General features: G+C 56.5%; 23 protein-coding genes. 11 read left to right on the plus strand and 12 right to left on the minus strand.

Going from position 1 to position 24131, the window contains the following annotated elements; genetic code table 11:
* Nucleotides 1-125 precede the first annotated feature (125 nt).
* Nucleotides 126-1031 (minus strand): LysR family transcriptional regulator, encoded by a 906-nt coding sequence (locus tag EBB79_RS09645; RefSeq protein WP_127748690.1) that lies wholly within the window; start codon nucleotides 1029-1031, stop codon nucleotides 126-128.
* A gap of 167 nt (nucleotides 1032-1198) precedes the next feature.
* Between EBB79_RS09645 and EBB79_RS09650 the strand changes: the two genes are divergently transcribed.
* From EBB79_RS09650 to EBB79_RS09700, 10 genes are all read left to right on the plus strand, one after another.
* Nucleotides 1199-4621 carry an indolepyruvate ferredoxin oxidoreductase family protein gene (locus tag EBB79_RS09650; RefSeq protein WP_127748691.1) on the plus strand — a complete coding sequence of 1141 codons (3423 nt, stop codon included), beginning with the start codon at nucleotides 1199-1201 and terminating at the stop codon, nucleotides 4619-4621.
* A 454-nt stretch (nucleotides 4622-5075) separates the two neighbouring features.
* Nucleotides 5076-5885, plus strand: a complete 810-nt coding sequence (locus EBB79_RS09660) for a glutamate racemase (RefSeq protein WP_127748692.1) — start codon at nucleotides 5076-5078, stop codon at nucleotides 5883-5885.
* Between the two features lie 99 nt (nucleotides 5886-5984).
* Nucleotides 5985-7013 (plus strand): N-acetyl-gamma-glutamyl-phosphate reductase, encoded by a 1029-nt coding sequence (gene argC / locus EBB79_RS09665; protein ID WP_127748693.1) that lies wholly within the window; start codon nucleotides 5985-5987, stop codon nucleotides 7011-7013.
* 7 nt (nucleotides 7014-7020) lie between these two features.
* Nucleotides 7021-7464 carry a cytochrome c maturation protein CcmE gene (gene ccmE / locus EBB79_RS09670; protein WP_127748694.1) on the plus strand — a complete coding sequence of 148 codons (444 nt, stop codon included), beginning with the start codon at nucleotides 7021-7023 and terminating at the stop codon, nucleotides 7462-7464.
* 140 nt (nucleotides 7465-7604) lie between these two features.
* Nucleotides 7605-8216, plus strand: a complete 612-nt coding sequence (locus tag EBB79_RS09675; protein WP_127748695.1) for a holin-associated N-acetylmuramidase — start codon at nucleotides 7605-7607, stop codon at nucleotides 8214-8216.
* Nucleotides 8207-8785, plus strand: a complete 579-nt coding sequence (locus tag EBB79_RS09680) for a holin family protein (RefSeq protein WP_127748696.1) — start codon at nucleotides 8207-8209, stop codon at nucleotides 8783-8785. Before EBB79_RS09675 ends, EBB79_RS09680 begins: the two co-directional genes overlap by 10 nt.
* A 72-nt stretch (nucleotides 8786-8857) precedes the next feature.
* Complete coding sequence (locus tag EBB79_RS09685; RefSeq protein ID WP_127748697.1) at nucleotides 8858-10840, plus strand: heme lyase CcmF/NrfE family subunit; 1983 nt, start codon at nucleotides 8858-8860, stop codon at nucleotides 10838-10840.
* Entirely contained in the window at nucleotides 10837-11310 is a 474-nt protein-coding gene (locus EBB79_RS09690) for a cytochrome c-type biogenesis protein (protein WP_127748698.1), read from the plus strand. Before EBB79_RS09685 ends, EBB79_RS09690 begins: the two co-directional genes overlap by 4 nt.
* Before the next feature lie 173 nt (nucleotides 11311-11483).
* Nucleotides 11484-12032: a DUF2087 domain-containing protein gene (locus EBB79_RS09695; protein WP_127748699.1), complete on the plus strand. Its 549-nt coding sequence runs from the start codon at nucleotides 11484-11486 to the stop codon at nucleotides 12030-12032.
* 40 nt (nucleotides 12033-12072) lie between these two features.
* The gene (locus EBB79_RS09700; RefSeq protein WP_127748700.1) at nucleotides 12073-12849 is read left to right on the plus strand and encodes an enoyl-CoA hydratase-related protein; all 777 of its coding nucleotides are present in this window, start codon (nucleotides 12073-12075) and stop codon (nucleotides 12847-12849) included.
* A 173-nt stretch (nucleotides 12850-13022) separates the two neighbouring features.
* Here the strand turns inward: EBB79_RS09700 and EBB79_RS24410 are convergent, their stop codons facing one another.
* The 4 genes from EBB79_RS24410 to gltX all read right to left on the minus strand — a co-directional run bounded on the left by EBB79_RS24410 (nucleotide 13023) and on the right by gltX (nucleotide 16283).
* Nucleotides 13023-13163, minus strand: a complete 141-nt coding sequence (locus EBB79_RS24410; protein ID WP_164860780.1) for a hypothetical protein — start codon at nucleotides 13161-13163, stop codon at nucleotides 13023-13025.
* A gap of 57 nt (nucleotides 13164-13220) precedes the next feature.
* A complete protein-coding gene (locus EBB79_RS24415) occupies nucleotides 13221-13376 on the minus strand; it encodes a hypothetical protein (protein ID WP_164860781.1) in 156 nt (51 codons plus the stop codon).
* A gap of 91 nt (nucleotides 13377-13467) precedes the next feature.
* Nucleotides 13468-14763, minus strand: coding sequence for a citrate synthase (gene gltA / locus EBB79_RS09705; RefSeq protein ID WP_127748701.1), 1296 nt, complete (start codon nucleotides 14761-14763; stop codon nucleotides 13468-13470).
* A gap of 119 nt (nucleotides 14764-14882) precedes the next feature.
* A complete protein-coding gene (gene gltX, locus EBB79_RS09710) occupies nucleotides 14883-16283 on the minus strand; it encodes a glutamate--tRNA ligase (protein ID WP_127748702.1) in 1401 nt (466 codons plus the stop codon).
* 78 nt (nucleotides 16284-16361) lie between these two features.
* Between gltX and EBB79_RS09715 the strand changes: the two genes are divergently transcribed.
* A complete protein-coding gene (locus tag EBB79_RS09715) occupies nucleotides 16362-18380 on the plus strand; it encodes a ComEC/Rec2 family competence protein (protein WP_127748703.1) in 2019 nt (672 codons plus the stop codon).
* A gap of 19 nt (nucleotides 18381-18399) precedes the next feature.
* Here the strand turns inward: EBB79_RS09715 and lexA are convergent, their stop codons facing one another.
* From lexA to EBB79_RS09750, 7 genes are all read right to left on the minus strand, one after another.
* A complete protein-coding gene (gene lexA, locus EBB79_RS09720; RefSeq protein ID WP_127748704.1) occupies nucleotides 18400-19107 on the minus strand; it encodes a transcriptional repressor LexA in 708 nt (235 codons plus the stop codon).
* Between the two features lie 149 nt (nucleotides 19108-19256).
* Complete coding sequence (locus EBB79_RS09725; protein ID WP_127748705.1) at nucleotides 19257-20429, minus strand: molybdopterin molybdotransferase MoeA; 1173 nt, start codon at nucleotides 20427-20429, stop codon at nucleotides 19257-19259.
* Nucleotides 20430-20900, minus strand: coding sequence for a cyclic pyranopterin monophosphate synthase MoaC (gene moaC, locus EBB79_RS09730; protein WP_127748706.1), 471 nt, complete (start codon nucleotides 20898-20900; stop codon nucleotides 20430-20432).
* On the minus strand, nucleotides 20900-21712 hold the full coding sequence (trpC, locus tag EBB79_RS09735; RefSeq protein WP_127748707.1) for an indole-3-glycerol phosphate synthase TrpC: 813 nt from the start codon (nucleotides 21710-21712) through the stop codon (nucleotides 20900-20902). The genes moaC and trpC overlap by 1 nt, the downstream gene beginning before the upstream one ends.
* Nucleotides 21709-22377 (minus strand): uracil-DNA glycosylase, encoded by a 669-nt coding sequence (locus tag EBB79_RS09740; protein WP_127748708.1) that lies wholly within the window; start codon nucleotides 22375-22377, stop codon nucleotides 21709-21711. The genes trpC and EBB79_RS09740 overlap by 4 nt, the downstream gene beginning before the upstream one ends.
* Nucleotides 22378-22384: 7 nt before the next feature.
* On the minus strand, nucleotides 22385-23407 hold the full coding sequence (gene trpD / locus EBB79_RS09745) for an anthranilate phosphoribosyltransferase (RefSeq protein WP_127748709.1): 1023 nt from the start codon (nucleotides 23405-23407) through the stop codon (nucleotides 22385-22387).
* Nucleotides 23404-23985 (minus strand): anthranilate synthase component II, encoded by a 582-nt coding sequence (locus EBB79_RS09750; protein WP_127748710.1) that lies wholly within the window; start codon nucleotides 23983-23985, stop codon nucleotides 23404-23406. The genes trpD and EBB79_RS09750 overlap by 4 nt, the downstream gene beginning before the upstream one ends.
* Nucleotides 23986-24131 lie beyond the last annotated feature (146 nt).

Consider the following 24131-nt stretch of genomic DNA (forward strand, 5'->3'; position numbering starts at 1 on the left):
CAGGGAGGTATGAAGGTGAGGCAAATGCCATCGCCTTCGTGGAGTGATTTAGGCGCGCCGTGTTGGCTCTTCAAGACATTAAATGCATGGGCGTTGACAATGCCGCTATGCAGTTATTGCATAGCTCATATTTTGCCGAGTTCTTTTAGGTGTTTACGGTGGGCTATGATCTCGTTTTGTACAAAGTCACGGAACGCCGAAATCCGGCGGGAATGACGCAATTCTTCGGGATAAGCCAAGTATACAGGAACTTCGGTTGAATATTTGTGCTGGAATATCTGCACCAAATCAGGGAAATCCTCGGTGACATAGTCCGGCAGAACGCCAATTCCCAAATCGTGCAGAACCCCCTGCAACACGCCAAAGTAGTTGTTAACAGTCAGCAACGACAACGGGTTATGTGTCATCAAGTTCTGCACCAAATTGGCCGCCGTCCCGACTTGCGGGGACCGTGGATTCTGACAGATCAATCTGTGCTGCGACATGTCGCTCAGCTCTTCAGGGGTGCCATGTTTGTCGAGATATGCCCGCGAAACATAGAGCTGCATTTTGACTGTCATCAACCGTTTTCGAATCAAATCAGCCTGGCTGGGTTCTTTCATGCGAATCGCAACATCTGCTTCGCGCATCGGCAGGTCCAACACGCGTTCTTCCAACATGAGGTCGATTTTCAGGTCCGGATATTGCTCGTACAGTTTAGTCAGACGCGGCGCTAGCCACAGGGTCCCGAAACCAAATGTGGTCGTGACCCGCAATTCGCCAAATACCTCTTCATCGCTGTCCCGAATGCGGGCCGAGGCAGTCTCAAGCCGTTTTGACATTGCAGCGGTCGCGTCAAAAAGCAATTCACCTTGCTCCGTCAAGATCAACCCCCGCGCGTGGCGGTGAAACAGCGTTGCACTCAGGCTTTCTTCCAAGGCACGAATCTGGCGACTGACAGCAGATTGCGAGAGATTCAATTTGTCACCGGCATGGGTAAGGCTGCCAGCGTCAGCAACTGCGTGAAAAATTCTAAGTTTGTCCCAATCCATAGCAATCTCTTTTGATTTGTTGGGGCTAACCTATATGAATTGTATCACTTGTTTCAATTTTAACCGTGTCCCAAAGGCAATTATTTGGAAAAACGGCTATACAGGTCAGCATTTGTGACCTATTACCGAGGGTATCAAAGCACGCTAGTCACGGTTGGGAGGCCCAGATGAGCCCGCAAGACATATCTCTTAACGACAAATATGATCTGGATAAGAAATCGGTCATGTTGAATGGGACCCAGGCGCTGGTCCGGTTGATGTTGACGCAGAAGTTGCGCGACAGTGCAGCTGGCTTGAACACAGCAGGTCTGGTCACGGGCTATCGGGGGTCACCGCTTGGGTCTGTCGACACAATGATGGTACGCGCTGAAAAGCAATTGTCTGCTGCGGATGTGACATTTCAATATGGGCTGAACGAAGACCTTGCTGCCACCGCTTTGTGGGGCAGTCAGCAAGCTGAAGTGCGCGGCGAGGGCAAATACGACGGCGTCTTTGGTCTGTGGTATGGCAAGGGGCCGGGGGTTGATCGTTCCGGTGATGTTATTCGCCACGCCAATATGGCCGGCAGTTCCAAACATGGCGGCGTGCTGATGGCCATGGGCGATGATCACACCGGCGAAAGCTCGACCGTCTTGCACCAGTCGGAATGGTCGTTGATGGATTCCTACCTGCCGATCGTAAGTCCGGCGGGCGTTCAGGAAATCCTCGATTATGGTATCTATGGCCTCGCACTAAGCCGGTTTTCCGGCCTCTGGGTCGGATTGAAGACAATGAAAGACACAATCGAGGTCACCTCGGTTGTGGATGGCGATCCCAATCGGGTGCAGCTTGTTACACCGGAACTTGAATTGCCGTCTGACGGGTTGAACATCCGGCTTGCGGACGACCGCTTCCAGCAGGAAGACCGTATCATCGACCACAAACGGTTTGCCGCCGAGGCTTTTTCCCATGCCAACAAAATGGACAAACGCATCTGGGGGCAACGCGGTGCCAAAATTGGCTTTGTCGCAGCGGGCAAAAACTGGCTTGATCTGACCCATGCGCTATCGCTGTTGAATATCGATGAAAACACCGCCGAGCGGCTGGGGATCACCACTTACAAAATCGGCCAAACCTTTCCGCTGGATATGAAGGGGTTTCACGATTGGGCCGAAGGGCTGGATCTCATTGTTGTGGTCGAAGAAAAACGCAAACTGATCGAAGTGCAAATCAAAGAGGCGATCTTTGATGACCGTCGCGGACGCCGTGTCTATGGTTGGCACAAGGGCGGTGGTGCAGGTTCCATGCATGGCGAGGAACTGTTCCCGACCCGCTACGCGCTTGACCCGATCATGATCGCTGAAAAACTGGGCCAGATCCTGATTGAAGAGGGTCGGGAAACCGATGCCATTCATGCCGGCATGACAGCCTTGGACGAGGCCCGCCGGTCGGATAACGCAGAAGAAATCACCTCGCGGTTGCCGTATTTCTGTTCGGGTTGCCCGCATAACTCCTCCACCAAACTCCCCGATGGTTCGCGCGCCTATGCCGGCATTGGGTGTCACTTTATGGTGCAATGGATGGACCGCGAAACCACCGGGTTCACCCATATGGGCGGCGAAGGGGCTAATTGGATCGGCGAGGCACCGTTTTCCAAGCGAACCCATGTGTTCCAGAACCTCGGCGACGGCACCTACAACCACTCAGGCGTGCAGGCGATCCGTGCCGCATTGGCTGAGGGCACCACCATGACCTATAAGATCCTGTACAATGATGCTGTGGCGATGACAGGCGGGCAGGGCAACGAGGGCGGGCTGGACGCCAGCCGCATCGCCCACGAGCTGGTCGCCATGGGCGTCAAAACGCTGGCCGTGGTCTATGATGAGAAAGAAGACGTGGTCGCCAGTCAGTTCCCGGCTGGCATGCGGATGCACGAACGCAGCGAGCTGATGAGCGTCCAGCGCGAATTTGAGACAGTCGAGGGCGTCTCGGCAATCCTGTACATCCAGACCTGCGCCGCCGAAAAACGCCGCCGCCGCAAGCGGGGATTGTTCCCGGATCCGGATCAGCGGGTGTTCATCAACACTGACGTCTGCGAGGGCTGCGGCGATTGCGGCGTCCAGTCAAACTGTGTGTCGATAGTTCCGGCTGAAACCGAGTTGGGGCGCAAACGGGCGATTGATCAATCTTCCTGCAACAAAGATTTCTCCTGTGTGAATGGGTTTTGTCCATCATTCTTGACGATCGAGGGCGGTAAGCCTCGCAAAAATGCTACTGCCGAGTTGGACTTGCCGGATCTACCAGAGCCGGCGCTGCCGAGTATTGATGGCACGTTCAACGTGATCATTACCGGCGTTGGTGGCACGGGTGTGGTTACTCTTGGCGCAGTACTGGCGCAGGCGGCGCAGATCGATGGCAAGGGGGCTGGCATGATGGAAATGGCCGGCCTGGCTCAAAAAGGCGGCGCCGTGCACATTCACTGCCGTCTGGCCAATACACCTGAAGATATCAGCGCCATTCGTGTCGCCACCGGCGAGGCCCATGCGCTGATTGGTGGCGATCTGGTGGTCAGTGCCGGTGCCAAGACGCTTGGATTAACGGCGACCGGACGCACTGGAGCAGTAGTCAACAGTCACGAAATTATCACTGGTGACTTTACCCGTGACACCAATTTCACCATTCCTTCGGATCGGTTGCAGCTGGCATTAGAGGCACGTTTGCGGGACCAGCTGGCACTGTTCGACGCCACCGATCTGGCCAAAGCGACATTGGGAGATTCGATCTTTTCCAACATGATGGTCTTTGGGGCCGCTTGGCAGCGCGGCTTGATCCCGCTGAGCAAGGAGGCGCTGACGCAGGCCATCACACTGAACGGTGCCGCGGTCGAACGAAACTTACGCGCTTTTGAAATAGGCCGATGGGCCGTGTTGTTCCCGGCCGAGGCCGCGCGCCTAAGCCAGCCCAATGTGGCGAAACTGCCATTGACGTTGGACGAAAAGATTGCTGTGCGCCGGGAAAAACTGATTGCCTTTCAGGGTCCTCGATTGGCAAAGCGATATGACAAAATGCTAAATGGGATCAGTGATGCCAAGCTAAAAGAGGCCGTCGCCAAGGGCTATCACAAGCTGCTCGCCTATAAGGATGAATATGAGGTCGCCCGTTTGCTGCTGGACAGTCGCGCCAAAGCTGAAGTGGAGTTTGAGGGCGATTTCAAACTGTCCTACAACCTCGCACCGCAAATTTTGGGTGGAAAAGACTCCAACGGCCGTCCCAAGAAACGCAAATTCGGCCCCGGAATGCTGCGTCTGCTTGGCCTGTTGGCCCGGCTGAAACCCCTGCGTGGCACACCGTTAGACATCTTTGGATATTCGACTGATCGCAAGATGGAACGGGCCCTGATCAAGCAATATGAGGCGGATATGAAGGCTTGGTTACCCAAAGCCAGCCCTGAAAACCTGGAGCCGCTCATTTCTTTGGCTGAACTGCCTTTGCAGATTCGAGGATTTGGCCCGGTCAAACATGACGCTGCGCTGAATGCGGCCAAACGACGCGAGGAGCTGTTGGCTGTGTTGGATCAGGGCGGTGCGCAGATCGAAACCGCTGCGGAATGACCCCAAAGGCTCCCGCGTCTACTAGGGTGCATTGGCAGAGCCAAAGCGCCCTGGCAGGCTTGGGCCTGGCGCCGCGCTGACGCGCGGCGCAGTGGCGCTTCTAACAAATGTGTTTGGATCTTCATCTGGCTTTAAATATCCCGGGGTCCGGGGCTGGCCCCGGTCCAACGCCAGCCCGGCTCTCTAGGGTGCATATTCTACTTATTGGGTTTGCCACTCAAAACGCAGAATCTTGCTTCAGTAGACACTAGAGTTTTGGTGAAAACCCAATCTATTCTGTGCTGAGGGTGGAACACGCCCCTATTTTCCACGCCTTTCTGAACCCGTGTGTATCAGACGTAAAAGCAAGGATGGATTTCTTGTGCAAAGCGGCGTATGTGCTGTCACCAATGCCGCAAAAAACATATGATTACGGCTATGAATTCAAAGGCAGGCTTCGGGCCTGACAGGGACAATGGCAGTTGGTATCTTTGATTCTGGGTTGGGCGGGCTAACCGTTCTGAATGCCGCGCAGCAACGGTTGCCGGATGTTGATTTCCTCTATTTTGGCGACAACGCCCATGCGCCTTACGGGGTGCGCGACGCCGAGGATGTGTTTCAACTGACCAGACGCGCGGTTGAAACCATGTGGGCGCATGGTTGTGACTTGGTGATTTTAGCCTGTAATACAGCCAGTGCGGCTGCTTTGCGCCGGATGCAGGAAGGTGGATTGCCTCCAGGCAAACGGGTTCTGGGGGTCTTTGTTCCGTTGATCGAGGCTTTGACCGAACGGCAATGGGGTGACAATTCGCCACCGCGCGAAGTCGACGTTAAACATGTGGCACTATTCGCCACCCCAGCAACTGTGGCAAGTCGGGCCTTCCAGCGGGAGCTGGCGTTTCGCGCGATTGGTGTGGACGTCGAAGCACAAAGCTGTGGCGGAGTGGTAGATGCCATTGAAGATGGCGATGAGATCCTGGCCGAAGCCTTGGTGCGCAGCCATGTGGATGCTCTAAAGCGCAAAATGCCTGAACCCCAGGCTGCCATTCTTGGCTGCACCCATTATCCGCTGATGGAAGACTGTTTTCAAAAGGCTCTGGGTCCTGATGTGAAAGTGTTCAGTCAAGGCGAGCTGGTGGCGGAAAGCCTGGCCCACTATCTGGACCGTCATCCCGACATGATGGGCCGCGGTGCAGGGGGCTTCCTGACCAGCGGCGACGCCACCCGTGTCAGTGATCGGGCAACTCAATTTTTGCGACGAGAAATCACCTTCGCAGCTGCTTGACTTATTTTCCTGATCTAGATCAAGGCGTTTGTCCTTTCCTTTCCTATGTTCATCGCCAATCACAGCGATGACCTATGACATCCAAGAAAGAGGTCTGATATGGCCCATAAAATAGCTATTCTGGGCGCCAGTGGGTATACTGGTGCTGAATTGGTGCGGTTGATTTCACAACATCCGGCCATTGAAATTGTTGCCCTATCTGCCGACCGTAAGGCCGGTCTGGAAATGGCGCAGGTTTTCCCGCACCTTCGGCATCTGATTTTGCCCACTCTGTGCAAAATTGACGAGATTGATTTCTCCCAAATTGATCTGTGCTTTTGCGCTTTGCCCCATAAGACCAGCCAGGACGTCATTTTGGCGCTGCCGAAGACCCTCAAAATTGTCGATCTGTCGGCGGATTTCCGTTTGCGGAGCCTGTCTGAGTACGAAAAATGGTATGGCAACCCACATAGCGCGCCGGATCTGCAGGCGGAGGCAGTTTACGGGCTGACCGAATTCTACCGCGATGACATTGCGGCGGCGCGTCTGGTTGCGGGTACGGGATGCAACGCGGCGGCTGGCCAGTTTGCCTTGCGGCCTTTGGTCTCTGCCGGGGTGATCGATCTGGATGATATCATTCTGGATCTGAAATGCGCCGTGTCGGGCGCTGGTCGCTCCCTAAAAGAAGGCCTGCTGCATGCAGAGCTGAGCGAAGGCTACAATGCTTATGCGGTGGGCGGCACCCATCGGCATCTGGGCGAATTTGACCAGGAATTCTCGATCCTGGCCGGTCGCCCGGTGCAGATCCAATTCACACCCCACCTGATGCCCGCCAACCGGGGCATTCTGGCGACCGCATATGTCAAAGGCGATGCGCAAAATATCCACAACACTTTCGCCGCCGCCTATGGTGACGAGCCCTTTATAGACCTGTTGCCTCTTGGAGAATCTCCCAGCACACATCATGTCCGCGGCTCTAATTTTTGCCATATCGGTGTAACTGCAGATCGGATCAAGGGACGCGCGATCATTGTTGCGGCCCTGGATAACCTGACAAAAGGTAGCAGTGGTCAGGCCTTGCAGAACGCCAACCTGATGTTAGGTGAAGATGAAACAACCGGGCTGATGATGGCTCCACTTTTCCCGTGAGGATGAAATGAAAACACTGAAAAAGCGGCGGCGGATACAAATTGTTTTGGTGTCAATCGTTGCACTGGCTGTCGCTACCGGGTTGATTGGCTATGCATTGCGGGATGGGATCAATTTCTTTCGTGCCCCCAGTGCGGTGATTGCCGAACCGCCACTTTCCAGTGAGATTTTTCGGATTGGAGGCTTGGTCGAAGAGGGGACTTTGGTCAAAGGCCAGGGCGAGGTGATCACCTTTTCGGTCACTGATGGTGGTGCCTCTGTTCCTGTGTCCTTTACCGGTGTGTTGCCGGATCTGTTTGAAGAAAATCAAGGCATGATTGGCACCGGAAGCTATGTGAACGGAGTCTTTATAGCCACTGAAATTCTGGCCAAACACGACGAGAGCTATATGCCGAAAGAGGTGATAGATGCCTTGAAAGATCAGGGCGTTTACGTCGAACCGGAAAGTTGAGGTTATCAGGCGGGTTCGGCTTTGGCCGGGCAACTCTGACGACAGCAAACGCGCGTCCTGGGTAACAGGGCGCGCGCTCTGCTTTTGGGGGTTTAAGAATTACAGCGCAGAATGTTTCACGGTTCTACAAGGAGTGCGTGATGCCAACTGTGCTACAGATTGCCGAAGATATCGTCGCTCGTGAAGGCGGTTATGTGAACGACCCCGATGATCCGGGCGGCGCAACCAATTTCGGGGTGACGCTTGCGACGCTGCAGCGCTTGGGGCTGGACGTGACACGGGATGGGCGGGTCGGAGTGGCAGACGTGCGGGCCCTAACCCGGACCCAGGCAGTGGACATTTTCATAGAGCACTACTTTACCGCACCGCAGATTTCAGATCTTCCGGTTCTGCTGCAACCTTCGGTGTTTGACATGTATGTAAATGCAGGCAGCAATGCGGTGAAAATTCTGCAACGGCTGTTGAAAGATATGGGCTATGAGGTGGTGGTGGATGGGGTGATTGGGCCCCAGACAGCTGCAGCGGCAAAAACGGCCGGTGTGGTAGATGTGGTGGCTCTGAAAGACGCCTATGGAATCGCACGGCGGAACTATTATTTCCGGATCGCCGACCGCCGTGTGGCCAGCCGAAAATACGCGCGAACCCGAGCAGGCGGCAAAGGTGGCTGGATCAAACGCGCCGAAGAGTTTCTGTCACCGCATTATCACCTGAGCGATCAGGCCTTTCGCGCACGGGTGGCGGCATGGGGATGATATCGGAAATATTGAGTGTCATTTTTGGTGGTGATCGCAACGTGTTGCGCGAAACAGCTGAAGTGTTTCGGGAGAATGCCGAGGCCGGGGCAGTGCGTGGACATGGGGCTCAGATGGCGGCTCTGGCACAGATGCAGGCTGAATTTGAAAGGACGCAAAGGGGCGCGTTTGATCGGGTGATGGACGGTGTGAACCGTATGCCTCGCCCGGCGCTGGCGCTGGGAACCTTGGGGCTGCTGATTTCGGCGATGGCAAACCCGGTGTGGTTTGCCACAAGAATGCAGGGCCTGGCACTGGTGCCCGAGCCTTTGTGGTGGTTACTGGGGGTGATTGTGTCGTTTTATTTCGGGGCGCGTCAGCAGACAAAAAATCAGGAATTGCAAAGAGATATCGCGCAAAACATGGCCCGCGTGCCGCAAGTGGTGCAGAATATCTCGGCGCTGCGTGCGCTGGACGTTGCAAGTGCCGCAACCGGGGGGGCAGCTGCTGATGAAATTGAAGTGGTGAAACCGGGTGAAAATCCGGCGTTGCAGACCTGGAAGAGGGCCAGCAACGAAGGCGGATCTTAGTGCACCAACCTGTGACCTGATAGCGCGGCAATTGCCATTGGCCCGCAGCCATCTTCGGCCTATACAGGCGTCATGATTACAGAACTCGGACACTTCGCCCTCATCCTCGCCTTTTTGATTGCTATCGTTCAGATGGTCGTGCCCTTGATCGGCGCCCATAAACGATGGCCCGGATGGATGGCTGTTGCCGAGCCGACAGCACAGGCGCAGTTCCTGTTTACCGCCTTTTCCTTTGCCGCATTGACCTGGGCCTTTGTGACTTCTGATTTCTCGTTGCGGTTGGTGGTGGAAAACAGCCACTCGGCGAAGCCCATGCTGTATAAAATCAGCGGCACATGGGGCAATCACGAGGGCTCGATGCTGTTGTGGGTGCTGATCGTGTCGCTGTTTGGCGCGTTGGCCTCGCTGTTTGGCAATAGCTTGCCGCCAACGCTGCGGGCGCGTGTCTTGGCGGTGCAGGCTTCGATTGGAGTGGCGTTCTTTGCCTTTATCCTGTTCACCTCGAACCCGTTTTTGCGCATGGTCGTGCCGCCGTTTGACGGTCAGGATCTGAACCCATTGCTGCAGGATCCGGGCCTGGCCTTTCACCCACCGTTTTTATACCTCGGCTATGTTGGCCTGAGCATGGCATTCTCATTCGCCATTGCGGCCCTGATCGAGGGGCGCGTCGATGCCGCTTGGGGGCGCTGGGTTCGGCCCTGGACCCTGGCGGCCTGGGTCTTTTTGACCATTGGCATCGCTCTGGGCAGTTGGTGGGCTTATTATGAACTGGGTTGGGGCGGATTTTGGTTCTGGGATCCGGTTGAAAATGCGTCCTTTATGCCGTGGATACTGGCCACAGCACTGCTGCACAGCGCCATTGTGGTCGAGAAACGCGAGTCGCTGAAAAGCTGGACCATTCTGTTGGCTATTCTGGCGTTCAGCTTTTCGCTGGTCGGGACGTTTATCGTGCGCTCCGGGCTGCTGACGTCGGTGCATGCCTTTGCCACCGATCCAGTGCGCGGGGTCTTCATTCTGTATATTTTGGCGATATTCACCGGCGGAGCGCTGACCCTGTTCGCCACCCGCGCTCAGGCGATGGAGGCCAAGGGCGTGTTTGGCGTTGTCAGCCGGGAAAGCATGCTGGTGGTCAACAACGTGCTTTTGGCGGTGAGCTGTTTTGTGGTGTTCTTTGGCACCCTTTGGCCAATCGTCGCCGAAATGGTTTTCGACAGAAAGCTGAGTGTCGGCCCGCCTTATTTCAACGCAGCCTTTACGCCGTTTATGGTGGTGCTTGGACTGGTGATGCCGGTTGGGGCGATGCTGCCGTGGAAACGTGGCAAATTTGGTCGGACGGCCTGGTCTTTGCGTTATGTGTTTGTGTTGGCTGTCGCCCTTGGTGTGACGGCCTGGGCCATGCAGACAGGACGATCCGTGTTGGGGCCAGTGGGGTTATTCCTAGGTTCGTGGATGGTCTTTGGTTCGGTCCTTGATCTATGGTCGCGCACTGGCCGCACAGCGCGCGTTGGCGTGACCGGGCGCCTTGCGCGGCTTGGTCGCTTACCGCGGGCGGATTGGGGCAAAGCGTTTGCACATGGCGGTCTTGGCGTCACCATGTTTGCCATAGCCGGGCTCACCGCCTGGGAGCAAGAGGACATTCGAGTTGCCTATGTTGGACAGCCGTATGACGTGGGCGCCTATACCCTGACACTAGAAGACGTCGGACGCAGCCGTGGACCAAACTATTTCTCAACGACAGGCTCTGTACGGGTTACCAAGGCTGACCAGTTTGTCGCCACTATGAGGCCAGAGAAACGCGAGTACCCGGTAACACGCATGCCAACCACCGAAGCGGCCATCGATTACCGGCTGTTGCGGGATCTGTATGTGGTGATTGGGGATCGGCAGGCGGATGGAGGCTGGGTCATGCGGACCTATATTAAGCCGCTGGCCAATTGGATTTGGGGCGGCTGCCTGCTGATGGCGCTGGGTGGCTTTCTGTCGCTGAGTGATCGCAGGTATCGGGTTGCCGCTGGCGCCCGGAAGACCCAAGTCACGGGGGTCCCTGCGGAATGACCAACATCGCGAGAACCTGGATCACTGTACTGGCTGTGCTACTGAATCTGACCGGCCCCGTTTGGGCGGTTCAACCGGATGAAGTGCTGGACGATCCTGCGCTTGAGGAACGGGCCCGGGAGCTGTCCAAAGATCTGCGCTGTCTGGTGTGCCGTAACGAAAGCATTGATGAAAGCAATGCGGATCTGGCCCGCGACTTGCGGATTTTGGTGCGGGAGCGTCTGATGGCCGGAGACAGCAATGCCGAGGCAATGGACTTTATCGTCGACCGCTACGGCGAATATGTGCTGCTGCGTCCAACAGCCAGTGGTGCCAATTGGGTGTTGTGGGCGGCTGGTCCGGGGATGCTAATCTTGGCTGTTCTTATGGCAGGATTCTATGTCCGTGCGCGTGCGGTCCCCGCAAAATCTACGGATGGCGGTTTAAGCGATGCTGAACAAGCCCGCCTGAAGGAGCTGATGGACGAGTGATTGCATCGCGCGTTCCTGATTGCTAGGGTGACGATGGTCAGCAGTTCACCCAGGCTCCGCCATGCGCTAAACCTGCTTTGTAAGTATCCGGATTCATTATTTTCAGGATACCATTTGGATAAGGGCGGGCATCCAGATCCCTGACCGGGATACGGTATCCATGGGAGATAGATATGACCCGGGATGTAATTCGGCTGACCATTGCCGACCTGTCACAATTTACGAAATCATTGCGCGGCGTTCTGCCCGAGCCTCCAAGCCACGTTGAAATGTTGAATGCAGTGGCTTTGGCTGCGGGCTACAAGAATTTTCAACATTTACGGGCGGTCCATACACCTGAACCACCAGTAGACGGGCGAAAACTGGACCGAGCGTTGCGCAATTTCGACGACAAAGGGCGGTTTGCCAACTGGCCGGGTAAGACCAGCATGCAGTATATGTGCCTTTGGGCGGTCTGGGCCCTGATACCGCCCCGGACGATCATGAATGAGCGTGAAATCAGCCTCTGTATTGACAGATTGACAGCAGTGAAAGATGCCGCACAAATTCGACGCTCGCTGGTGGAAATGAAATTGCTAAACCGAACCAGAGATGGATCGAGGTATCAGCGGGTAGAACAACCGGTTCCAGCCGAGCCTCGGGCGTTGATTGCGGCACTGCGCGAGGCACAAAGAGTGCCTTTGCCTGACGTTGCGTTTGCCTTTTCCCGGTCGGCTACCTAAGTCAGCATGCAAACAACGTAAAATGATGTGAGGCCGAGTGATGGACTACAAGGAAATTACCTATTTGCTGGCGGATGGGCTGGCGATTGTAACGTTGAACCGCCCAGAGAAGATGAATGCCCTGACTAGCCAGATGCGCGCCGAGATTACCCACGCCCTGCGTCGGGCCGGTGGCGAGGCCCGGGCGGTTGTGCTGACCGGGGCAGGCACTGCCTTTTGTTCGGGCCAGGATTTGAGCGATGCCAGCAATGGCAATGACCTGGATCTTGAGCGGACCCTGCGGGATGAGTACACACCAATGCTTGAGGCGCTGTATGACTGTCCTGTACCGACCATCTCGGCGGTGAACGGACCGGTTGCGGGGGCAGGCGCCAATCTGGCCCTGGCGGCGGACGTGGTGATCGCCACCGAGAGCGCCTATTTCATGCAGGCCTTTGCCCGTATTGGCCTGATGCCGGATGCCGGTGGCACCTGGTTCCTGCCCCGGCAGATGGGCATGGCCAAAGCCATGGGCGCGGCATTGTTTGCGGATAAGATCACGGCTAAGCAGGCCAGCGACTGGGGGATGATCTGGGAAGCGGTCCCGGACGCCGACTTCGCCGACAAGTGGCGTGCACGCGCCACCTATCTTGCCAAGGGACCAACCAAGGCATTTGGCGCCATCAAACAGTCGATCCGGGCCAGCTCTGGCAACACCTTGCCGGAACAATTGTCGGTTGAGGCGCATCTTCAAGGGGAGTGCGGTAAGTCGCGCGATTTCCTTGAAGGTGTCACCGCCTTTATGGAAAAACGCCCAGCCAAGTTCGAAGGCCGCTAAACATGTGCGGGATGTGAGGCTGACGGCGCCGTCGTACATCCCCAGTCTATCAGAATAGGGAAACAGCCCGGCCAGTAGGCCCGGGCTGTTTGTTCGTTTGAGAGATGTATTAATCTAACGGACTGATGTGACCAATGTTATTAGAATTCCGGCACCTGACGTCACATCTGGTGTCAACTGTCAGACAACGATGCAATATCCGTGCTGACATCAAAGGTATCGTCTGCGTTGACCAACCGCATGACCATAGTGCTATCAGCCATTTTAACAGCGTCGGTTCCACCACTGCTGTTTGTCTCTGTCTCCATGCTCATCGTTGGTTCCGGAAGTGAAGCATCATAACCGTAGACAAGCATGTCTTCGCCTTCGGTTCAGTGGCCGATAAAAAAAGTATCCTTGCCACCGCCAACGGAGAGTACGTCAATGCCTTCGCCGTCGTCCAATTTAACACTAATGCTGTCAGCTGTATCATCATCGTCATGCACAAGTACGATGCCTGCAACCAGGCCCAAGCCAATCAATGTCATTCAGAAGAGGTGTTGTGTAAATAAAAGGCCCCAAACCAACAGGTTTGGGGCCTTTATCAATCGTGCAGTCTCCGCTGGTTGGCGGATCTGATTAGCGGTTCTCTATATCGGTATAGTTGCGTTCAGTTTCGCCTAAATACAGCTGACGCGGGCGACCGATTTTATTCTGTGGATCAGCGATCATTTCTTTCCACTGCGACACCCAACCAACGGTCCGCGCAACGGTGAAGATTGGCGTGAACATAGATGTTGGGAAACCCATCGCCTCAAGAATGATACCCGAATAGAAATCGACATTCGGGAACAATTTCTTTTCGATGAAATAGGGGTCATGCAACGCGGTCTGTTCCAACTCTTTGGCAACCTGCAGCAATGGGTTGTCGTCGATACCCAGCAATTCCAGAACTTCGTCAGCCGACTGTTTCAGTACCGTGGCACGCGGATCGGTGTTTTTGTAAACCCGGTGTCCAAAGCCCATCAGGCGGAACGGATCGTTCTTGTCTTTGGCGCGGGCGATGAATTCAGGAATGCGGTCGACCGAGCCGATTTCCTTGAGCATCTCCAGACAGGCCTGGTTGGCACCGCCATGCGCAGGGCCCCAGAGGCAGGCAATCCCAGCGGCGACACAGGCAAAGGGGTTGGCACCGGAAGACGAGGCCAGACGCACGGTTGATGTGGATGCGTTCTGCTCGTGATCGGCATGCAGCGTGAAAATACGGTCCATGGCGCGCGACAGGATCGGGTTCACATTGTAGTCTTCAGCTGGAACCGAGAAACACATGTGCAGGAAGTTCGCGGCGTAGTCCAGATCGTTGCGCGGGTATACAAACGGCTGACCGATTGAATATTTATAGGCCATTGCAGCGATGGTCGGCAGTTTGGCGATCAGGCGAATAGAGGCCACTTCACGCTGCCATGGGTCGGCGATGTCGGTTGAGTCGTGATAGAACGCAGACATTGCCCCAACAACACCAACCAATGTGGCCATAGGGTGGGCATCGCGGCGGAAACCGCGGAAGAAATTGTGCATCTGTTCATGCACCATAGTGTGACGGGTCACACGGGATTCGAAATCTTCCAGCTGAGTAGCGGTCGGCAGTTCACCATATAGCAGCAGGTAGCACACTTCTAGATAGTGCGACTTACCGGCCAGTTGGTCGATTGGATACCCACGGTGCAGCAACTCACCTTTGTCACCGTCGATGAAGGTGATGGTGCTGTCGCAGCTGGCTGTCGATGTGAAACCTGGGTCATAGGTAAACACGCCGGCTTGGGCATATAGTTTCCGGATATCAAGAACATCGGGTCCGGCTGTTGGCGAAAAGATTGGCAGCTCATAGGATTCGCCATTGAGGCTAAGCGTGGCGGACTTCTTGGTCTCGGTCATGGATATCCCTTCCTGTTATTGGCATGGAAATGGCACCGAGCCACTCCACGCAGGCACGGCCTGCACGATTGAACAGCAGGCGTTGTCAATTTGAGCAGGCTCTAACAGCGAAAGCTGGTTTAACCCACGGCATCGTTGAGACGGGCCATGGTTTCATCCCGGCCCAGAATCGACATCATGTCAAAAACCGAAGGCGTCACCGCGCGTCCTGCCAGTGCTGCCCGCAATGGGCCAGCCAACTTGCCGAACTTGGTGTCATGGGCTTCTGCGAAATTATTCAGAAGCTCCTCCAGTTGATCTCGTGACCAGCTAACATTTTGCAGCTGCGGCGTCAATTCACCCAGTATACCGTCGGATACAGACGCCAGCGCCTTTGCCGCTTTCTGATCCGGTTGAATGGGGCGTGAAGCAAGAACAAATTCAGCCTTTTCAAGGAGATTCGGGAAAGTCTTTGCCCGATCCTTAAGACAATACATCGCTTTTTCGAGATTAACTGACTGGGCGTCAGTTAGGCTAGGATGCGACGCTGCCGCCAGATACCCCTGAATTTCATGCCGCAATGCGGCATCATCGCTGACAGCAATGTGTTGGCCGGACAGATTCTCCAGCTTTTTTGTATCGAACCGGGCTGGGCTTTTGCCGATTCCGTCCAGATCAAACCAATCAAGAGCCTGGGCATCGGTAAAGAATTCGTCATCACCATGGCTCCACCCCAAGCGGGTCAGGTAATTGCGCATACCAGCGGCTGGATAGCCCATCGCCTGATATTCCTGCGCGCCAAGGGCACCGTGGCGTTTGGACAATTTCTTGCCATCTGCCCCGTGAATCAATGGAATATGCGCCCAGACCGGCACGTCCCAACCCATTGCTTGGTAGATGGTCATCTGGCGCGCAGCATTGTTCAAGTGGTCATCGCCGCGGATCACATGGGTGACATTCATGTCGTGATCGTCGACCACAACCGCCAACATATAGACCGGGGTGCCGTCAGACCGTAACAAGATCATGTCGTCCAGTTGATCATTGCGGATGGTGACATCGCCCTGAACCTGATCTTCGATAGTGGTAACGCCGCGCTGCGGCGCTTTGATGCGGATCACAAAGGGGGCATCAGGATGGTCGGCGCTGTCAACATCGCGCCAGGGCGAACGGTACAGGGTGGATTGCCCCTCGGCCTTGGCTTGCTCGCGAAAGGCAGCGATTTCATCCTGGGTGGCAAAACACTTGTAGGCCTTGCCCTCGGCCAGCAGCTGATGGGCGACTTCAGCATGGCGGGCGGCCCCTTCAAATTGGCTGATGACCTCTCCGTCGTGATCCAGACCCAGCCATTCCATGCCTTGCAGAATTGCGGCGGTGGCTTTGGGGGTTGATCGTTCCCGGTCGGTGTCTTCGATACGCAGCAGGAATTTCCCACCACGACCGCGGGCATACAACCAGTTGAACAGGGCCGTGCGGGCGCCACCAATATGGAGGAAGCCGGTAGGAGACGGAGCGAAGCGTGTGACGACCGGTTTAGACATGGGGGCCATTTACCTTTTGGAAACTTTTGTGGAGCTAGATTTGAGGCCTGTCTACCGAGCCAAACGGCGAGGAGCAAGATGCGTGCAACTGCAGCCCTGGACGCCCTAATGCAAAAGCAGCGTGGGCACCTGTTTCCCTGGGCCCCGGTGTTTCTGGGGGCAGGGGTTGGGCTGTACTTTGGTTTGATGGTCGAACCAGGCGTCACAATATATATTGGCATGGCCGTCATCGGTGTGGTTGGCGGCTTGGTCGGCATACGGGCACGGGAAAGTGGCGCGGTTTTTGGTCGGACCGTATTATTGATCGCTACCGGATTTTGTCTAAGTGGCTACCGGGCCCACAATGTTGCGGCCTCGGTTTTACCCTATCGCTATTACGGACCAATCGAAGGTCGGGTGGTCGCCATTGATCGATCCGCCAGTGATGCGGTGCGTCTAACACTGGATCGGGTGCGATTGCGAAATACCGCGATGTCACAGACGCCAGAACGAATACGTATTTCCCTGCATGGGTCGATAGATGTCCCATCACCGGGCAGTCATGTTATCACCACGGGGCATTTGATGCCACCGCAGGGCCCAGCTGAACCCGGCGGGTTTGATTTTCGCCGTCACGCCTGGTTTCAACGTATTGGCGCGGTTGGCTACACCCGTTTGCCGGTTCTTTTGGCGGGCCCCGATGATGCGGATCTGTGGCTGCAACGTCTGCGCAGGCGTGCCTCGACCTATATCCAGACCCAGTTGCCCGGCGAGACCGGCGGTTTTGCGGCGGCCCTGACAACAGGGGACCGAAGCGGTATCGGGCAGGATAGTCTGATGGCGTTGCGGGGTAGTAATCTGGCCCATCTACTGGCAATTTCCGGATTGCATATGGGGCTTCTGACAGGGTTTATTTTTGTGTCTCTGCGGGTGCTGCTCAACCTTTGGCCCAGGTTTGCCTTGCGGGTGGCGGTGAAAAAAATTGCTGCTGTGGGCGCATTACTTGTTGCAGCGGGTTATCTGGCCTTGTCAGGCGGTAATGTCGCAACCGAACGGGCCTTTATCATGGTTGCGGTAGTGCTAGGGGCTGTGCTGTTGGACAGGCGGGCCTTTTCCCTGCGGGCTGTGGCCCTGGCGGCGATGATTGTTTTGGTGCACCGACCTGAAAGCTTGATGGGCCCTGGGTTCCAGATGAGCTTTGCTGCGACAACCGCCTTGGTTGCGGTGTTTACTTGGATTCGGGATTCCGGTGTCTCAATGGGGCCGGTCTGGGCGCGGGCGGCTGTGGCGGTTGTGATTTCGTCGGCCGTGGCGGGGGCTGCAACCGCGCCATTTGGCGCCGCGCATTTTAACACGCTGTCGCATTATGGGCTGATCGCCAATCTGGCATCGGTACCTCTTATGGGGGTGCTGGTCATTCCGGCTGCGGTATTGGCGTTATGCCTGGTGCCTTTGGGTGGCGAGATGATCGGTTTAACCCTAATGGGCTGGGGGCTGGACTGGATCCTTATGGTTGCACATTGGGTCACCGACCTAGAGGGCGCGCAGGGTCGGGTGGTGGCACCCGGACCTGCAGTTTTGCCATTGATTGCTGTTGGGATGCTTTTCGTCATCCTTTGGCAGGGACGGCTGCGCCTAACTGGGGTGGCGCCGGTTGTGCTGGCCGCCATCCTTTGGGCGCAGAGCGAACGTCCGCCCATATTAATCTCAGCTGATGGCGCCTTGGTCGGGAAGATGACGGAAGCGGGCCGGGCGCTGTCGAAACCCAAGGGCGCAGGCTTTGCAGCCCGGGTCTGGCTGGAGAATGACGGAGACGGAGGCGATCAGATTGCGGCCTCAGCCCGTTGGACTGGCAGCACCCGACACGCGATGATTGGAACAACAAAGGTGGTGCATGTGATCGGAAAGCGGGCCGTTGAGGCCTTTGACGAGTGCCTGGTCGGTCAAGTTATTGTCACCACAGTTGATAAAGACCTGACTGGCGACTGTCAGTTGTTCGACCCCGCCCGGTTACGCAAGTTGGGAAGTTTGATGATAACGTCGGATGGGATCTTGCTCAGCGCGCAAGAACTGGCAGGTCAACGTCTGTGGACTGGCGGTTTCGCAAAAATGCCCTAACGCCAATCCTTACTATGTCTCAATAGGTGCGTATCAGTCCAACCAGGCGGCCCTGCACTTTGACCCTGTCTTCGGGGTAAACACGGGTTTCATAGGCTGGGTTGGCAGCTTCGAGAGCAATGGAGCCACCTTGGCGGTGAAAGCGTTTCAATGTTGCCTCTTGTCCTTCGACCAACGCAACGACGACATCGCCATTATCTGCCACAGAGGTCTCGCGGATCACGACAACATCGCCATTATTGATGCCGGCGTCGATCATTGAATCGCCGCGTACCTCAAGCGCATAGTGCTGACCGGCCGTTGACAGCATCGAGCTGGGCACCGAGACCTGATGAGACACCTGGCTGATTGCCTCGATCGGGACACCGGCTGCGATGCGCCCCATGACGGGCAATTCGACGGCTGTTGCGCGGGCGGGTTCGATATTGGCTGTTGCGGTTGGCGACGAGGGCTGATTGCCGCCCTGGATCACCCGAGGCGAGAAACCAACAGGGGCGGTGCCACCGCCTAAAGCTTCGGGCAGGCGGATAATTTCGATGGCCCGGGCCCGGTGCGCCAAACGACGAATAAATCCGCGTTCTTCTAGGGCAGTGATTAACCGATGGATGCCTGACTTTGATCGCAGATTCAGTGCAATCTTCATCTCATCAAAACTGGGGGGCACGCCGTCCTTTTGCAGGCGGTCGTGAATGAATTCCAGTAGGTCCAACTGCTTCTTGGTTAACATATGGGCATCCTCCGCACCGCCGTGTTTTGATTTGTTCTATTCTTGTTCCTGTTTTGTGTCAACTGCGTTGCGGCTTTACCCCGAATTCTGACGTGCCGGGCACCGCGATTGGTTCATTGGTAACGCTATTTCCTGACTAGGAAAATTGGTTAGATCGGGATGTAATCGACCTGCGAACCTATGGCGCGTGCAGGGTCGTAGGGGGGGCGGATCAGCAAGACGTTGGCGTCCGCGAGAACAGTTAACAAAGCGCTGTCCTGGCGCTCAAAGGCGCGGATTTGCCCCTGTTGCAGGATCCCTCGCATATAGTGCTGACGTGGGCCGTTGGCGGGCATTTCAGCAGACAATGTCGCGGTGAGGGCCGTCGGTTTATCTGTGCCAAGGCCAAGCATGGCGTGGATCATTGGTGCAATGAAGATATGACCGCAAACCATTGCAGATACGGGATTTCCGGGCAATCCAACCATGGCGGAACCCGCCATTCGTCCGGCCATCAGTGGTTTGCCGGGCCGCATCGCCACTTTGTAAAATGCGCGTTCCATTCCCAGATCGCCGGCCACTTTTCCAACCAGATCATGATCCCCAACCGAGGCACCGCCAATGGTAATGATAAGATCGGCGCCCGCTGCAAGGTCAAAGGCCATCGTCAGCGAGTCTTCGGTGTCTCGGGCGATTGGAAGGATGCGGCAATGGGCGCCAAGCGCGTCCAGCATTGCCTTCAGACCAAAGGTGTTCGAGGCAATGATCTGATCCGGGCCCGGGTTTTCACCGGGCATCACCAACTCGTCTCCGGTTGAAATAAGCGCCACTTGCGGGCGGCGGGCCACAGGCGCCGTGGCGATGTTCATTGAGGCCAGAAGAGCGACATCGCTGGGGGACAGCAGACGCGGTGCGGTGATCGTGTCACCGATTGTAAAATCGTTACCCAATGCGCGAATGTTGGATTTTCCGTCGGGCGGATTGGCGATTGTAATCAGGTCATTGTTGCGGGTGACATCTTCCTGAATGACGACAAAGTCAGCGCCAGCAGGCACCGGTGCACCGGTGAAAATGCGCACCGCCTGACCGGGTTTAATCTGACCCTCAAACCCATGACCGGCGGCGGATTCGCCGACCACCTTTAGGATCGAGTGTTGTTCGACCTCGTCGCCCCGCATAGCATAACCATCCATGGCTGAGGCAGCAAAGGGAGGCTGGTCGCGCCGCGCCGTCACATCCCTGGCCAGCACCCGTCCGGCCGCCTCGATCAGGGGTATTTCTTCGCTGTTCAGCGGAGAAACCAGTGCCATCAAATGCGCTAGAGCGTCGTCAACTGTGATCATTTATGCCTCGTAACGGCCTGATTTTCCGCCGTCTTTCAAAATAACGCGCAGCCCGCCGATCTCCATCGCCTTGTCGACTGCCTTGCTCATATCATAGATCGTCAGGGCAGCGGTGCTGGCGGCTGTCAGGGCCTCCATCTCGATGCCGGTCTGGCCAGTGGTTTTGACCGTGGCCTCAATTTGCACACCGGGAAGATCAGAATCCAAGGTCAATTCGACCGCCACTTTGGTGATCGGCAGCGGGTGACACAGCGGGATCAGATCGGCAGTTTTCTTGGCACCCATGATGCCGGCCAGTCGCGCCACGCCCAGCACATCGCCCTTTTTGGCGCGCCCCTGCGAGATGATATCGAATGTGGCCTGCGCCATACGGATATGGGCCTGGGCGGTGGCGATGCGCGATGTCACAGCTTTGTCCGAGACATCCACCATATGGGCATCGCCCTTGTTGTCAAAATGGGTCAGCGGCATCACATGGCTCCGGGGGTAAGGGGTGTTGCAAGCAGGGTGCGGGTTGCGCTGGCAACATCGTCTTGACGCATCAGGCTTTCGCCGATCAGGAAAGTGCGTGCACCATATTGCGCCATGGCCGCCAGATCCTGCGGTCCTGTCAGGCCGCTTTCGCAAACAATAGTGCGATCTGCCGGAACTCGTTTGGAGAGGGTGCGGGTGGTATCCAGTGAGGTCTCGAATGTCTTGAGGTTGCGGTTGTTGATCCCCATCAGCGGCGATTTCAACGCACAGGCACGGTCCAGTTCATCGGCATCGTGCACTTCCAACAGCACATCCATGCCCCACTCAAATGCGGCCTGTTCCAGCTCAGAAGCCTGGGCGTCCGAGACGGATGCCAGAATGATCAGGATACAGTCCGCCCCCAAGGCGCGGGCTTCGGCGACCTGATAGGTGTCATACATGAAATCCTTGCGCAGGGCCGGCAAGCTACAGGCGGCGCGGGCTTGAACAAGGAACTCTTTGGCACCTTGGAAACTGGGCGTATCTGTCAGCACTGACAAACAGGCAGCACCACCCGCTTCATAAGCTTTTGCCAGCTCGGCAGGCACAAAATCTGGCCGGATCAGACCTTTGGAAGGGCTGGCCTTCTTGATCTCGGCGATCAGACCATACCCCTCGCGACTGGCGCCCAACAGGGCCTGGGCAAAACCACGGGTCGGGCTGGCTTCACGGGCTTCGGCCTCGATCTCGCTTAGCGGTTTGGCGGCTTTGTCCGCGGCCACTTCCTCAAGTTTGTAGGCCTTGATTTTATCCAGCACATTCATAGTCATTTCAACGCCTCCGGTAGCTCAGTCCAGTTTATTGTATCCTCATCCCGGGACGCCAGCCAGCGATTGACCGCTGAAAATGGCCGCGACCCGAAAAAACCGCGTCGCGCGGAAAGGGGCGAGGGATGGGCAGATTTCAGGATCAGGTGATCGCCCGGATTGATAAAAGATTCAAGCTTTTGCGCCGCGTTGCCCCACAGAATGTAGGCAGTAGGCCGGTGGGAGGTGTGGTCCAGTACCTGATGCGCCAATTTGGACCAGCCAAGCTGCTTATGTCCGTTGGCTTCGCCCGCCGGAACCGACAGCGCCGTGTTCAACAGTAAGACCCCTTGGGAGGCCCAATGCCGCAGGTCGCCGGTCAGCGGAGCTTGACCAGTATCCTCAACCAATTCTTTGAAAATGTTGTTGAGAGAGCGGGGCAGTGGGCGCACATCCGGTTCAACTGAAAAGGCCAAGCCATGCGCGTGGCCCGGTGTCGGATAAGGGTCTTGGCCCAGGATTACCACGCGGGTTTTCGCAGGTGGGGTCAGGTCCAGCGCCGCAAAACGCAATGGCTCCGGGGGGAGAACTTGCCGAGTGTCGGCCGCGATCACCGATTCTATGGCTGGCCAGTCTTGTGCAAAAAATGGCAGATCTGACCAGCCCATAGGAATGTCTAGAATATCCATTGGGGGATCAGGACGCCCCGGAGGTGATCCGTGCCAAGGCTTCCAGTTTCGATTTTGCGGCACCTGAATCAATGCTTTCGCGGGCCATTTCAACACCTTCGCGCAGTTTGTCAGTTTTCCCGGCAACCACCAATGCCGCGGCGGTGTTCAGCAAGACAGCGTCGCGGTAGGCGGACTGTTCGCCGTTCAGCAGTGCGCGAAACGCGTTTGCGTTGTCTTCGGGGTTGCCGCCTATGATGTCCTCAAAGGGATGCACTGGAAGGTTTGCCTCGTTGGGGTGCAGTTCAAAGTCGTTGATGCTGCCGTCTTCTTCGAGGGCCGAGACCCAGCTGACACCGGTAATGGTCAGCTCATCAGTGCCGTCAGACCCGTGCACCAACCAGGCGCGTTCAGAGCCGAGTTGGCCCAGGGTTTCCGCCATCGGCCGGATCAGGTCACGGGTAAAGGCTCCGGTCAGCTGACGTTTGGCGCCGGCTGGATTGGTTAAAGGGCCTAGAATGTTGAAAATGGTACGGGTTCCCAGTTCCTGCCGTGTTGGCATCACATGGGCCGTGGCTGGATGGTGCATTGGCGCCATCATGAAGGCAATCCCACAGTCCGCCAGGGCCTTTTCAACCACATCCGGGGTCACCATCACGTTGATGCCCATCTGGGTTTGAACGTCTGCAGTGCCAGACCGGGATGACAGGTTGCGGTTGCCATGTTTTGCAACCACCACGCCGGCACCCGCAGTGACAAAGGCTGTGGCTGTTGAGATGTTCAGCGTGTGTTTGCCATCGCCGCCGGTGCCGACAATGTCCATCGCCCCTGCCGGGGCCTTTACCGCATGGCACTTGGCCCGCATTACGGCGGCGGCGGCGGCATATTCATCTACCGTTTCACCACGTGTGCGCAGCGCCATCAACAAGCCACCGATCTGGCTGGGCGTGGCCTCGCCCTCAAACAACAAAGTAAAGGCTTGTTCGGCCTCGTCGCGTGTCAGAGGGCGTTCTGCCGATGCACCGATCAGCGGTTTGAGTTGGTCGCTCATGCGGGCACCTTCATGTCATTCAGGAAGTTCTTTAGCAACGCGTGGCCATGTTCCGAGGCGATGGATTCGGGATGGAACTGAACACCGTGAATGGGCAGTGTCTTGTGCTGTAACCCCATAATAGTGCCATCTTCCAGCTCAGCGGTGATCTCCAGGCTATCGGGAAATGTGTCGCGGTCGACCACCAGCGAGTGATACCGGGTTGCCTCGAACGGCGTGGGAAGACCGGCGAACAGACCTTTGCCTGTGTGCTTCATGGTGCCCATCTTGCCATGAACGATCTCGTGGCAGCGCACAACTTTGCCACCAAACGTCTGACCGATGGTCTGGTGGCCCAGGCAAACGCCCAACAGGGGTGTGCGGGTTTCGGCGGCGGCCTGGGTCAGGGCCAGACAAATTCCGGCCTGATCAGGATCGCAAGGCCCGGGAGACAGTAAAATTCCGGACGGGTTCATTGCCATGGCTTCTTGGACATCCAAGGCATCATTGCGGCGAATTTCGACCTTTGCGCCCAGTTCACCCAAGTAGTGTACCAGATTGTAGGTAAAGGAATCATAGTTGTCTATTAGCAGCAACATGTTGACAGGCTCGTTTAAGGGCTGGCGGGGCGGGGCCACGCCGCATTATAGTGGTCACAACATACATGTTCAGGGTTGCGCGGCAGCGTCAAGGGCGCAGGATGGGGCAGCAGAATTTCCACCGGGGGTGTTGGGCGCAGTTTCCA

The sequence above is a fragment of the Parasedimentitalea marina genome (assembly GCF_004006175.1).
GTDB lineage: Bacteria > Pseudomonadota > Alphaproteobacteria > Rhodobacterales > Rhodobacteraceae > Parasedimentitalea > Parasedimentitalea marina.